General features: G+C 68.2%; 13 protein-coding genes. All 13 read left to right on the top strand.

Features of this window, described 5'->3' with window-relative positions; all coding sequences use genetic code 11:
- Positions 1–1,777, top strand: a 1,777-nt coding sequence (locus tag GWK61_RS45970; protein WP_194919112.1) for an arabinofuranosyltransferase AftB family protein, incomplete at its 5' end; no start/stop codon positions are given.
- A 174-nt stretch (positions 1,778–1,951) separates the two neighbouring features.
- Entirely contained in the window at positions 1,952–3,367 is a 1,416-nt protein-coding gene (locus GWK61_RS45965; protein WP_228564051.1) for an MraY family glycosyltransferase, read from the top strand.
- A 266-nt stretch (positions 3,368–3,633) separates the two neighbouring features.
- Positions 3,634–4,113: a Cg1360 family ATP-synthase-associated protein gene (locus tag GWK61_RS45960; protein ID WP_194919106.1), complete on the top strand. Its 480-nt coding sequence runs from the start codon at positions 3,634–3,636 to the stop codon at positions 4,111–4,113.
- 342 nt (positions 4,114–4,455) lie between these two features.
- Positions 4,456–4,794 carry an AtpZ/AtpI family protein gene (locus GWK61_RS45955; RefSeq protein WP_194919104.1) on the top strand — a complete coding sequence of 113 codons (339 nt, stop codon included), beginning with the start codon at positions 4,456–4,458 and terminating at the stop codon, positions 4,792–4,794.
- A gap of 97 nt (positions 4,795–4,891) precedes the next feature.
- Positions 4,892–5,734 (top strand): F0F1 ATP synthase subunit A, encoded by an 843-nt coding sequence (atpB, locus tag GWK61_RS45950; protein ID WP_194919102.1) that lies wholly within the window; start codon positions 4,892–4,894, stop codon positions 5,732–5,734.
- Positions 5,735–5,875: 141 nt separating this feature from the next.
- Positions 5,876–6,121, top strand: coding sequence for an ATP synthase F0 subunit C (gene atpE, locus GWK61_RS45945; RefSeq protein WP_194919100.1), 246 nt, complete (start codon positions 5,876–5,878; stop codon positions 6,119–6,121).
- 44 nt (positions 6,122–6,165) lie between these two features.
- The gene (locus GWK61_RS45940) at positions 6,166–6,735 is read left to right on the top strand and encodes a F0F1 ATP synthase subunit B (RefSeq protein ID WP_194919098.1); all 570 of its coding nucleotides are present in this window, start codon (positions 6,166–6,168) and stop codon (positions 6,733–6,735) included.
- Positions 6,735–7,550: a F0F1 ATP synthase subunit delta gene (locus GWK61_RS45935; RefSeq protein ID WP_194919096.1), complete on the top strand. Its 816-nt coding sequence runs from the start codon at positions 6,735–6,737 to the stop codon at positions 7,548–7,550. Before GWK61_RS45940 ends, GWK61_RS45935 begins: the two co-directional genes overlap by 1 nt.
- A gap of 172 nt (positions 7,551–7,722) precedes the next feature.
- The gene (atpA, locus tag GWK61_RS45930; protein ID WP_194919094.1) at positions 7,723–9,360 is read left to right on the top strand and encodes a F0F1 ATP synthase subunit alpha; all 1,638 of its coding nucleotides are present in this window, start codon (positions 7,723–7,725) and stop codon (positions 9,358–9,360) included.
- 51 nt (positions 9,361–9,411) lie between these two features.
- Entirely contained in the window at positions 9,412–10,323 is a 912-nt protein-coding gene (locus tag GWK61_RS45925) for a F0F1 ATP synthase subunit gamma (protein WP_194919089.1), read from the top strand.
- Position 10,324: 1 nt separating this feature from the next.
- On the top strand, positions 10,325–11,764 hold the full coding sequence (gene atpD / locus GWK61_RS45920; protein WP_194919087.1) for a F0F1 ATP synthase subunit beta: 1,440 nt from the start codon (positions 10,325–10,327) through the stop codon (positions 11,762–11,764).
- Positions 11,761–12,213, top strand: coding sequence for a F0F1 ATP synthase subunit epsilon (locus GWK61_RS45915; RefSeq protein WP_194919085.1), 453 nt, complete (start codon positions 11,761–11,763; stop codon positions 12,211–12,213). Before atpD ends, GWK61_RS45915 begins: the two co-directional genes overlap by 4 nt.
- Positions 12,214–12,269: 56 nt before the next feature.
- Positions 12,270–12,716 (top strand): DUF2550 domain-containing protein, encoded by a 447-nt coding sequence (locus tag GWK61_RS45910; RefSeq protein ID WP_194919083.1) that lies wholly within the window; start codon positions 12,270–12,272, stop codon positions 12,714–12,716.
- Positions 12,717–13,148 lie beyond the last annotated feature (432 nt).

The following is a 13,148-nucleotide window of genomic DNA, read 5'->3' as shown; positions in this document are numbered from 1 at the left end:
GCAGCCCACCATCCACATCCCCCACCAGCGCCGCCCCCTCCGCGACACCGTCAACCCGCTCCGCGCGGTCGGCGCCCTCCGCCGCCACCATCCCGTCACGCTCGTCCTGATCGCCGCGACCACCCTCGCCTATGCGGCCCTGGGCTATCAGCGGCGCTGGATCGCCGACGATGGCATGATCGCGGTCCGCACCGTGCGCCAGATCCTCGCCGGCAACGGTCCTCTCTACTCGCCCTACGAGCGGGCCGAGACCGACACCTCGACGCTCTGGACCGTCCTGCTCACCGTCGGCGGCGGACTCAGCGGCGTCGATGTTGCGCGGGTCGCCGTCTACACCGGCCTGCTGTGTGCCGTCGGGGGAGTGTTCGCGGCGCTGCTCGCCACCGCGCGCTTCCATGCGCGCCTCAGTGGGAAGTCGCGGCAGCTGCTTGTGCCGGCCGGTGCGTTGGTGCTCCTCGGCGTCTCGCCGTTCTGGGACTATGCGACTTCCGGGCTGGAGACCGGCCTCGAAATCCTGTGGCTGGGCCTGTGCTGGCTGGTGCTGGTCGTCTGGTGCGCGGAGGCGCCCGACGCGAAGCGTCAGTGCGCCGTGGCGTTTCTGATAGGCCTGGCGCCACTGGTGCGCCCCGAATTCGCGCTCATGGAAGCCGTCTTCGGCGTCGCGGCGTGGTTCCTCATCCGGCCTGGCAAGCGCCGTACCCTCCTGCTTTTCGTTACGGCGCAAGCCCTGCCGCTGATCGCCGAGATCTTGCGTGCGGGCTATTACGGCGAACTCGTCCCGCTCCCGGCGCTGGCGAAGTCCGCCAGTGGCTCGCAGTGGAACCGTGGCTGGCGCTATGTCGAGGAAACGCTAGAGGGCTACTTCCTGTGGATTCCGTTAGCGATCCTGCTGATAGCCGCCACTGCTCATCTCATGAAGAAGAGCGCGCTGAAGACCCGCACCACCACAATCCTGCTGGCGACGCCGGTGATCGCCGGTCTGCTGCTCGGTCTTTATGTCATCAAGGTCGGCGGCGACTTCATGCATGCGCGCATGGTCCTCCCCGTCGTCTTCCTCCTCGTCCTGCCTGTGCTGCTGGTCCCCGTGAACGCGGTCCTGGTCCCCGCCGTCACGGCGACCGCGGTCTGGGCCGCCTACTGCGGCTCCACCTATTCCGTCCAGTTCTACGACCAGAAGCACGCCATCTCCGAGGACGAACGCCTCGGCTACCAGCAGTGGACCGGACGGCCCAATCCCGACACCTCGGCGGCGTACACCGCCAAGGAACTGGGCATCGGCGAGTCGATCGCGTCGTGGACCGCGCAGGGCGACCGGGTCCTCACGTCCGAGGGCGGCGTGGACATCCCGCTCAATCCGGACCTCCCGTTCTCCTTCGCCGTGGCAGCCGGGCGGCTCGGCGCGGCCGGCGCCGAGACGCCGCTGCGGGACGAGGTCGTCGACACGCTCGGGCTGGCGAACCCGCTCGGCGCGCACCTGACGGTCACCGCCCCCGGCCGGCCCGGTCACGAGAAGGAGCTGCCGTGGGCCTGGATCCTCGCCGACTACGGCGATCCGGCGGTCGTGGAGCACAAGACGGTGGTCGGCGGGGTGACCCCCGAACAGGTCAGTGCCGCGCGGCATGCGATGAGCTGCGGCGGTTTGAAGGAGCTGCTGGATTCGACCAGACAGCCCATGACCCTCGGCCGCTTCTGGAGCAACCTCACCGGCTCGCCGGCCCGGACTTCCCTGGTCGTCCCGGCCGATCCGTTCGCGGCGGAAAGGAAGTTCTGCGGATGACCCTTCCTGTTCCACAGTTGTGACGCACCGCCTGCCGGTAGTCGGCGTAGGGTTGTCTCGCAACACTGCTCACACCCATCACGGGGCGACGGCCTCCTGCCCCAGACTGTCCTTGTCCGGCCAGCAGTACAGAGAGAAGCGGAGAGGATCCTCGTGGCGGAGTGCCTGCTTGCCATGACGGTGGCATTGGCGGTGACCCTCCTCCTCGGCGGCCCGATTCGGTCGTTGGCCATCCGGCTGGGGCTGGTCCCGGTGATCCGCGAGCGGGACGTGCACGAGACCCCCAAGCCGCGTGTGGGCGGTCTGGCGATGTTCATCGGGCTGGCCGCGGCGTTGACCGTGGCCGAGCACTTCCCGATGCTCAAGCGCGACGTCTACGGCGAGTCCAACACCATCCAGGCCCTGCTGTGGGGTGCGTTCCTGGTGGTGGTGCTGGGCATGGTGGACGACAAGTTCGAGCTGGGCCCGCTGGTCAAGTTCGTCGGCCAGATCTTCGCCGCCTCGGTGATGGTGGTGAAGGGCATCCAGATCAGCTGGCTGGTGATCCCGGGCATCGGCATCGTGGCGGTGGACCCGACGCTGTCCATCGTGCTGTCGGTGTTCCTGGTGCTGGCGCTGATGAACGCGGTGAACTTCGTCGACGGCCTGGACGGCCTGGCCGCCGGCATCACCTGCATCGCGGGCCTGGCCTCGTTCGCCTACTGCTACCGGCTGGCCATCAGCTACAAGCTCACCGGCGCCACCGCCCCGGCGTTGATCGCGATCGTCACGGTCGGGATCTGCCTGGGCTTCCTGGCCCACAACTGGCACCCGGCCCGGATGTTCATGGGCGATACCGGCTCGATGCTGCTGGGCATGCTGCTGGCCGCCACCTCGATCACCGTCATGGGCGGTATCGACCCCTACCAGCTCGGCGAGCAGATCGGCCACACGGTCAACCAGACCAGCTCGGTGCACAAGCTGGTCCCGGCCTACCTGCCGCTGATCATGCCGATCTCGGTGACCCTGCTGCCGATCGCCGACATGGTGATGGCGGTGGTGCGGCGCACCAAGGCCGGGATGTCGCCGCTGGCCGCGGACAAGGGCCACCTGCACCACCGGATGCTGCAGATCGGCCACTCCAAGCGCCGCGCCGTGCTCATCATGTACTTCTGGTCGGCGCTGGTGGCCTTCGTGACCGTGCTGTTCGCGGTCACGCCGTCCCGGCAGCCGGTGGTCTACGTCGCCATAGGCATGACGCTGGTGGGGCTGGTGATGCTGCTGGGGCCGCGGCTCGGCGACCACCGCGAGCGGCTGCGGAGCAAGGCCCTGCGAGTCGGGTCCTCGCCCACGGCGCGGCACCGCGCGCGTGCGGGCGGTAACGGCGCGGCGGCGGCCGGGCAGGCTGGCAGCGCCACCGCGAACGCCACCCCGAACACCACCCCGAACACCACCCCGAACACCATCGTGAACGGCACGGTCAACGCCACGGTCAACGCCGCCGTCGAGGGCATCGCCTCGCAGGGCCCGGCGACCGAGGCCGGCCCGAGCATTCCGGCCATAGCGACGTCGTCCGAGAACGGGAACCAGCACCGCACTCTGTCACGTTGATCACACCTGGCGTTCGCGGCGTGTCCACCCGGCATACGTTCTCCCAGCTGAAGAAGTACGCACTCTGACGGAGCCGGACCGGAAAAACACAGGTCGAGGCCGCACCGAAAACCGGTTCGTGCGTAGAACGCGAGCTTGTGATAGCTTTCACGAACAAGGGGATGAGGGGTTGTGAGAAGACCGAACCGCCCCCGTAACCTGAAACCGACACGACGCGGTGCCGGACCCCGGCAGCGCGCGACCTACAAGACTTCTTGAGGGAAGCCATGCAGGCCATTGACGCCCGATTGTTGCGCGGAGCAGCGGTACCGACCGCTGTCGCCGGCGCGATCGCCGTCGTGCTCTGCACCGTGCTGGTCGGCGGCAAGGGTCTGATCGGAGCGCTGCTCGGCAGCGTGATCGTGCTGGCCTTCTTCTCGGTGACGATCATCGTCATCAGCAGGGTCGCCCAGAAGCAGCCGGAGATGCTGCTCGGGTACGCGATGCTCACCTACCTCGGCAAGGTCGTCTTCCTGGCCGTGCTGATGATCGCGTTCAAGCACACCACGCTGTTCCACTTCCGGTCCTTCGGGTTCACCATGCTGGGCCTGACCCTGGTGTGGCTGGCCGCCGAGACCCGCGCGGTGCTGAAGACGAAGATCTTCTACGCGGACCCGTCCGCGATCCCGGACTCGCTGAAGCCCGCGGCGCCCAAGCGCCCCGAGAGCACCGCCGAGTCCGAACCGTCGCCTGTCGGCGGCCGGTAAGCACAATGACCGCCCATAAACCGGCCCATCGGCCGGAGCTGACACCTATCCTGCTCACGTCCGGAACCGGGCTGCGTTTTCGGCCGGAGCTGACACCTATCCTGCCTCCGTCCGGAACCGGGCTGTGTACTCGGCCGGAGCTGACACCTATCCTGCCCACGGTTCGGAATCGAACAGGGCTGTGTCGCGAGCCGCACCAAAGGCCTCGCCTGCACTCTGTCCGGACCCGAACCGGGTCCGATAACGAGTTCCTAACGCATTCCAGCGTGCCGCTCACGCCTTCTCAGCTGGGTTTCAGGGAAGGTCATCTCTCCTGCTATCGTCCGAGGCGGCATGAGCAGCATGAGCAGTACACACAAGACGAAAACCCCCACCGGGAAGCCCGAGAAGAAGGTCGATCCGCAAGCGATCACGGGCTATCTGCTGGGGGGCATGGTCCTCTACGGCGGCCTCGGCTGGCTGATCGACAAGTGGGCCGGCACCTCCAACGTGTTCGCACCGATCGGGGTGATCTTCGGACTCGCCGCGGGTCTGTACCTCACATTCCGGCAGGTGGCGGTCCTGGAGAGACAGGAACGCGAGGCGCTGATCCGCAAGCGTCGCGCCCTGGCCGACACGGTCGACACCGAGGACGAACGCACGCACGGCCCGCAGGACCAGAACGACCCGCACGACCGATAGCCACGACACATCCAGTGCCGATCGCGCGCCCGGGGGCGACCCGGACGCGCCGACACCTGAAGGTTGCCGTCACGATGAGCCAGTCTGGATACACACGATGAGCCTTAGCCTTGCCGCCGGTGTCGGCGCGCTGAGCACGGACAGCAGCGGTTCCTGTCACCTGTTCGGGAGCAACGGCTGTGGCTTCGACCACGTCGCCCCGACGTCCTCGATCTTCGACTTCTCCAACCGGCCGTGGTTCCACATCGCCGGCTGGGGCGTCACCAAGCCGGTCGTGCTCGCCGTGCTCATCACGGTGCTGGTGGTGTCGTTCTTCTGGGTGGCGTTCAACAAGCCGAAGATGGTGCCGCGCGGCGTCCAGAACATCGGCGAGGTGGCCTACCTGTTCGTCCGCGACCGCATGGCGCGCGACTCGATGGGCAAGCAGGGCGACAAGTACGTGCCCTTGCTGTTCTCGCTGTTCTTCTTCGTCTGGCTGATGAACGTCATGTCGTTCGTCCCGGGCATCCAGTTCCCGGTCTCCTCGCGCATCGCCTTCCCGGCGGCGCTGGCCGTGATGGTCTGGCTGACCTACATGTACGCCGGGTTCAAGCGGCACGGCCTGGGCTACTTCCGGGTGCTGGGCGTCCCGAGCGGCGTGCCGCTGGGCATCCTGTTCATCCTGACCCCGATCGAGCTGCTGTCGAACATCTTCATCCGGCCGTTCACCCTGGCGATCCGGCTCTTCGCGAACATGTTCGCCGGCCACCTGCTGGTCGCGACGTTCTCGATCGGCGCCTGGTACATGTTCAGCGTCAAGGGGATCGTCTTCTCCGGGGCGAGCTTCACCATGGCGATCGTGATGACCGGCTTCGAGCTGTTCATCCAGGCCCTTCAGGCTTACATCTTCGTGATGCTGACCGCGAGCTACCTCGCCGGCGCACTCGAGGAAGCGCACTAGTACCACACAGGTACTGACGAAGACGGGCGCTTCCTTGTTCCCTGGGGAGCGCGGGCACCACCACAACTCAAGATCCCGCATGACCTATAAGCGACCGGTTGGCACGACGCCCGCCGGCCAACCAGAAGGAAAACGAGAGACATGAGCGCTGCTCTGACCACCCTGGCGGACTCGACCACCACCATCAAGGGCCTGGGCTTCCTCGGGTATGGTCTGTCGGCCATCGGCCCCGGCATCGGCGTCGGCCTGATCTTCGGCAACGGTGTGCAGGCCATGGCCCGCCAGCCCGAGGCCGCGGGCATGATCCGCACCAACATGTTCATCGGTTTCGCGCTGACCGAGGCGCTCGCGCTGCTCGGTTTCATCGCGCCGTTCGTCCTGAAGTAAAGAGCCATCCCGAGCCACTTCGGACCTAGGGAAGGTGGAAGACCATGGCACCAGGAGTTGTCCTGGCTGAGAGCCCGATCGTCCCGCAGGGCGACGAACTCGTCGTCGGCACGATCGCGTTCCTGATCATCTTCGTGATCTTCTGGAAGAAGCTTCTTCCGAGCATCAAGAAGACCCTCGACGAGCGCACCGACGCGATCGAGGGCGGAATGCAGCGGGCCGAGGAGGCCCAGGCGGCCGCCGCCGCGCTGCAGGAGGAGTACCAGCGCAACCTCACCGAGGCGCGCCACGAGGCCGCCAAGATCACCCAGCACGCCCGGGAACAGGGTGCTGAGATCGTGGCGCAGATGCGGGCCGACGGTACCGAGCAGCGCGACAACCTGGTGGCCGGCGGCCGGGCCCAGCTCGACGCCGACGCCGCCGCGACCCGCGCCGCGCTCAAGGGCGACCTGGGCACGCTGGCCATCCAGCTGGCGAGCAAGATCGTCGGCGAGTCGCTGGAGGACGAGGCCCGTCAGCGCGGCACCGTCGACCGGTTCCTGGCCGAGCTGGAAGCCAAGGCCGACACGGCTTCTGGATCGAGCACAGCGGCCACCGCGAAGGCGGGTGCCTGATGCAGGGCGCCAGCCGCGGCGCGCTCGCGGCCGGGGCCGATCGGCTGGACGCGCTGACCGGCGCGCCCGGCGCTGACGGCACCGGCCTGGCCGACGACCTGTCGGCCGTGGCGGTGGCCTTCGGCAGGGACGCCTCGCTGCGCCGCATGCTCACCGACCCGGCCCGGCCGGCGGCGCTGCGCGCGGACATCGTGACCTCGCTGCTCGCCGGCAAGATCAGCGCCGACGCCGCCGCCCTGGTGGCGGGTCTGGTGCGGTCCCGCTGGAGCGCCCCGCGCGACCTGGCCGACGCGGTCGCGGACCTCGCGGTCCGTGCCGACCTGGCGGTCGCCGAGCGGGACGGCAAGCTGGACGACGTCGAGGACGAGCTGTTCCGCCTGGGCCGGCTGCTGGACTCCAACGGCGACCTGGCGCTGGCCCTGGCCGACGGCCGGGTGCCGGCGGACAAGCGGGTCGCGCTGATGGACGGGCTGCTGTCCGGCAAGGTGGACCCGACCACCTACCGCCTGGTGGGCCGGCTGGTGGCGCACCCGCGCGGCCGGTCGATCAGCGCCGGCCTGACCGAGATCGGCAAGGAGGCGGCCGCGCGCCGCGAGCGGCTGATCGCCTACGTGACCGCCGCGGTCCCGTTGACCGAGCAGCAGCGCGACCGCCTCGCGGCGGTGCTCAAGCGCATGTACGGGAAGCAGGTCCACCTGAACGTGGATCTGGACCCCGAGGTGCTCGGCGGGCTGTCGGTGCGGATCGGCGACGAGGTCGTCGACGGCACCGTGGCGACCCGGCTGGCCCGGGCCCAGCGGCAGCTGGCCGGCTGAGCGCGAGCCGACCCGGCGGCGCTCGGCGTCAAGGCTTAGCGTCGTACAAGAAGACACAGAGCAGTACCCACACGAAACGACCTGCGGGTGGTGGCGGCGGGCGGAACTCCGGCACACGGTGCCGGGCCCGCCGTTGCCCGGCCCGGATGAATCTAGGAGAGCAGGAATACTCATGACGGAGCTCACGATCCGTCCGGAGGAGATCCGGGACGCGTTGGAGCGCTTTGTCGACTCCTACAAGGCGCCCGAGGCGTCTAAGGACGAAGTCGGCTCGGTGACCGAGATCGGTGACGGCATCGCCAAGGTCGAGGGCCTGCCCTCGGCCATGACCAACGAGCTGCTGAAGTTCGAGGACGGCACCCTGGGCATCGCCCTGAACCTGGACGTCCGCGAGATCGGCGTCGTGGTCCTGGGCGACTACGAAGGCATCGAGGAGGGGCAGCGGGTCGCCCGTACCGGCGAGATCCTGTCCACCCCGGTCGGTGACAAGTTCATGGGCCGGGTGGTGAACCCGCTGGGTGAGCCGATCGACGGCCTGGGTCCGATCGAGGCCGAGGGCACCCGCATCCTGGAGCTGCAGGCCCCGGGTGTCATGGCGCGCCAGTCGGTCAAGGAGCCGCTGCAGACCGGTATCAAGGCCATCGACTCGATGACCCCGATCGGCCGGGGCCAGCGTCAGCTGATCATCGGCGACCGGCAGACCGGTAAGACCGCGGTGGCCGTGGACACGATCATCAACCAGAAGCAGAACTGGGCGTCGGGCGACCCCAAGAAGCAGGTCCGCTGCATCTATGTGGCCATCGGCCAGAAGGGCTCCACCATCGCGGCCGTCAAGGGCGCGCTGGAGGAGGCCGGCGCGATGGAGTACACGACGATTGTGGCCTCCCCGGCCTCGGACCCGGCGGGCTTCAAGTACCTGGCGCCGTACACCGGTTCGGCCATCGGCCAGCACTGGATGTACGACGGTAAGCACGTCCTGATCGTCTTCGACGACCTGACCAAGCAGGCCGAGGCCTACCGGTCGATGTCGCTGCTGCTGCGCCGCCCGCCGGGGCGCGAGGCCTACCCCGGCGACGTCTTCTACTTGCATTCGCGTCTGTTGGAGCGTTGCGCGAAGCTGTCCGACGAGATGGGCGCGGGCTCCATGACCGGTCTGCCGGTGATTGAGACCAAGGCGAACGACATCTCGGCGTTCATCCCGACCAACGTCATCTCCATCACCGACGGTCAGTGCTTCTTCGAGACCGACCTGTTCAACTCCGGTGTGCGTCCGGCGATCAACGTGGGTACCTCGGTGTCCCGTGTCGGTGGTTCGGCGCAGGTGCGGGCGATGCGTTCGGTGTCCGGTTCGCTGCGTGTGGACCTGGCGCAGTTCCGCGACCTGGAGGCGTTCGCGGCCTTCGCCTCGGACCTGGACGATGCCTCCAAGGCGCAGCTGTCCCGCGGTCAGCGCATGGTCGAGCTTTTGAAGCAGGGCCAGTATGAGCCGTATCCGGTGGAGGAGCAGGTGGCTTCGATCTGGATCGGTACCTCGGGTTCGATCGATGATGTGCCGGTGGCTGATGTGCGCCGCTTTGAGAAGGAGTTCATCTCCTTCCTGAAGACTGACCACGCCGGTGTGCTGGCCAGCATTCGCGAGACCGGTCAGCTCTCCGACGACACCGTGACGGCGTTCAAGGACGGGGTCGCGCAGTTCAAGCGCGGTTTCGAGCTCGGCGACGGCACGCTGCTGGCCGACCAGGGCAAGGCCGAGGCGATGGACGCGGACAACGTCGGCCAGGCCACGATCACCAAGCACAAGGCCTCCTGATCGTGACCGAGAACTTCGTGCACGACCGGATTCGGGAAGGGGTGAACTGACATGGCAGGCCAGCTCCGGGTATACCGGCGCCGGATCGCCTCGGTGAAGGCGACCAAGCAGATCACCCGGGCCCAGGAACTGATCGCCACCGCCCGCATCGTGAAGGCGCAGCAGAAGGTCGCCGCCTCCACGCCGTACGCGGAGGAGATCACGCGCGCCGTCTCGGCGGTCGCCTCGCGCTCCAACGCCTCGCACGCCCTGACCACCGAGCGCGAGCCGAAGGCCGGCATCCGGCCCAAGGCCGCCGTCGTGGTGGTCACCAGCGACCGCGGGTTCTGCGGCGGCTACAACACCAACGTCCTGAAGGAAGCCGAGCAGCTGATGCAGCTGCTGCGCGAGCAGGGCAAGGAGCCGGTCCGCTACGTGGTGGGCCGCAAGGGCGTGTCGTACAACACCTTCCGCGAGCGGTCGATGGCCGGCTCGTGGGTCGGGTTCTCCGACAACCCCGCGTACACCGACGCCCGCACGGTCGCCGACGAGGTGATCGCGGCGTTCCTGGCCGAGGACGGGATAGACGAGATCCACCTGGTCTCGACCCGGTTCATCTCGATGCTGGCGCAGCAGCCGACCACGGTGCGGATCCTGCCGCTGCAGTACGAGGAGACCACCGAGCCCCCGGCCGGCGGGGTGTTCCCGCTGTACGAGTTCGAGCCGTCCCCGGAGCGGGTGCTGGACGCGCTGCTGCCGCAGTACGTGCGGGCGCGGGTCTACAACGCCATGCTCCAGTCGGCCGCCTCCGAGCACGCGGCCCGGCGCCGCGCGATGAAGTCCGCGACCGACAACGCCTCGGACCTGATCGACAACCTCACCCGGCTGGCGAACGCGGCCCGGCAGGCCGACATCACCCAGGAAATCAGCGAAATCGTGGGCGGCGCCAACGCGCTGGCCGACGCGAATGTGGGAAGTGACTGAAATGACTGCGACCACAGAGACCGCGACGAAGGCCGTCGGCCGCGTCGCGCGCATCATCGGCCCGGTCGTCGACGTGGAGTTCCCCGTCGACGGCATGCCCGAACTGCAGAACGCCCTCACCATCGACTACCCGTTCCTCGGTGAGACCCGCCGGCTGACCCTCGAGGTCGCCCAGCACATCGGCGACGGCATGGTCCGCGCCATCGCGCTGAAGCCGACCGACGGCCTGGTCCGCGGCGCCGAGGTGATCAACACCGACGGCCCGATCACCGTCCCGGTGGGCGACGTCACCAAGGGCCACGTCTTCGACGTGACCGGCGAGGTGCTGAACCTCAAGGAGGGCGAGGAGTTCCACGCCGAGACGCGCTGGGGCATCCACCGCAAGGCGCCGTCCTTCGACCAGCTGGACTCCAAGACCGAGATGTTCACCACCGGCATCAAGGTCGTCGACCTGCTGACGCCGTACGTGAACGGCGGCAAGATCGGCCTGTTCGGCGGCGCCGGCGTCGGCAAGACGGTGCTGATCCAGGAGCTGATCTACCGCGTCGCGGAGAACTTCGGCGGCGTGTCGGTGTTCGCCGGCGTCGGCGAGCGCACGCGTGAGGGCAACGACCTGATCGCGGAGATGACCGAGACCGGCGTCATCGAGAAGACCGCGCTGGTCTACGGCCAGATGGACGAGCCCCCGGGCACCCGTCTGCGCGTGGCCCTGTCCGCCCTGACGATGGCGGAGTACTTCCGCGACGTGCAGAAGCAGGACGTGCTGCTGTTCATCGACAACATCTTCCGGTTCACCCAGGCCGGCTCCGAGGTGTCGACGCTGCTCGGCCGCATGCCCTCCGCGGTGGGCTACCAGCCGACCCTGGCCGACGAGATGGGCCAGCTCCAGGAGCGCATCACCTCGACCAAGGGCCACTCGATCACCTCGGTCCAGGCGATCTACGTCCCCGCGGACGACATCACCGACCCGGCCCCGCACACCACCTTCACCCACCTGGACGCGACGACGGTGCTGAGCCGTCCGATCACCCAGAAGGGCATCTACCCCGCGGTGGACCCGCTGGACTCCACCTCGCGCATCCTGGACCCGCGGTACATCTCCGCGGCCCACTACGAGTGCGCGACCCGGATCAAGGCGATCCTGCAGAAGTACAAGGACCTGCAGGACATCATCGCGATCCTCGGCATCGACGAGCTCTCCGAGGAAGACAAGATCACCGTGCAGCGCGCACGGCGCATCGAGCGCTTCCTGTCGCAGAACACCTTCGTGGCGAAGATCTTCACCGGCATCGACGGCTCCTTCGTCCCGCTGGACGAGACCATCGCGGCCTTCACCGCGATCGCCGACGGCAAGTACGACCACGTGCCGGAGCAGGCGTTCTTCATGTGCGGCGGCATCGAGGACCTGGAGAAGAAGGCCAAGGAGCTGGAGCGGGCATGAGCGAGTCGCATGCCGGCTCGCGCCGGTTGAACGTCTCCTTGGTGGCGGCCGACCGCAAGGTGTGGCAGGGCACGGCCGACATGGTCGTGGCCCGCACCACCGAGGGCGACACCGGCGTGCTGCCGGGCCACCAGCCCATCCTGTCCATCCTGGCCCCCTCCGTGGTGACGATCCGCGGCACGGAGGACGGCACCAAGGAGGTCGTCGTCTCCGGCGGCTTCCTGTCGGTGGCGCGCGACGACGTGTCGGTCCTGGCCGAGAGCGTCCTGCTCCCGTCCGAGATCGACCTGGCGACCGCCCGCGACCTGGCGGCCACGGCCCGCGCGGCCGAGGACGCCGCAGGCGACGACAGCGCGGCCCGCGACCAGGCCCAAGCCGACCTCCGCTTCGCCGAAGCCCAACTCCGGGTCCTCGGCGACGCCTCCGTCGGCGCGAGCCCGGCACACTAAGGGCCCTGAGGTACACGTAGATGCAGCCGGGACTCGACAGTGAGGAGCTCACGTAGATGCTCAGCGCTGTCGAGGTCCTGGCTGTCTGCTTTGTGGTGCTCTGCCTGTCGGTGGCCTTCATCCCGATGCGCCGCCACCTGATCCGCCGCGGCGGCGGCGCATTCGACTGCGCAGTCCGCTTCGGCCCCATCCCAGCCGCCGGCGACGCCTCCGGCTGGTCCTTCGCCGTAGGCCGCTACCGCGACCTCACAGTGGACCTCTACCGCGTCTTCAGCTACTCCCCCCGCCCCCGCACGAGCCTGGCTCGGCGGGGGTTCGACGTCGTGGGCCGCCGCGACGCCGCGGGGGAGGAGACCCGGACACTGCTGCCGGGCTGGGCGGTGCTGGAGTGTTCAGCCGGCGGGGCGGTGGTGGAGCTGGCCATGTCGACGGAGTCGATGATGGCCTTTTTGACGTGGGTCGAGGCAGCGCCTCCGGGGTGGGACATCTCGCGGGTGAGCTGATCTTGGCGGCTGCGGTTGGTGACGGGCTAGCCTGACCGGCCACGTGGTTCGCCGGGTCCGACCGGACCATGCGGGGTGTTGGTTCTGGTTCCGTTTACGGCGATGACGCGGCGAGGGACCCAGAACCTAGGCGACCACAAGCAGCACCGCCGCCGACCAGCGCGGCGCAGGCAACAGCGGATAGAAAGCCGAACAGTCGTGGGCCGCCGCCATCAAGCCCGACGCGCGGGTCGCCCCCCGTCGAGGAGGCCCCAATGCCGTTGGTTGTGGTGGGCATGTATGTGTTCTGGTTGGTGTTGGAGGTGGTGTGAGTGGTTTGAGGCATCCGTGGACCGGGTTGACGTCGTTGGTGAATCTGGGTGTGTTGACGCGGTGGTTTCCGCCGGAGTTGGTGGCTGCCGCGGTCAAGGGGCGGGTGCGGCGCAGTAGGCG

This window comes from Catenulispora rubra, assembly GCF_015356825.1.
Classification (GTDB): Bacteria; Actinomycetota; Actinomycetes; order Streptomycetales; family Catenulisporaceae; genus Catenulispora; species Catenulispora rubra.
Note: the sequence above shows the minus strand (reverse complement) of the source record. Positions and strands in the feature narration are given on the sequence as shown.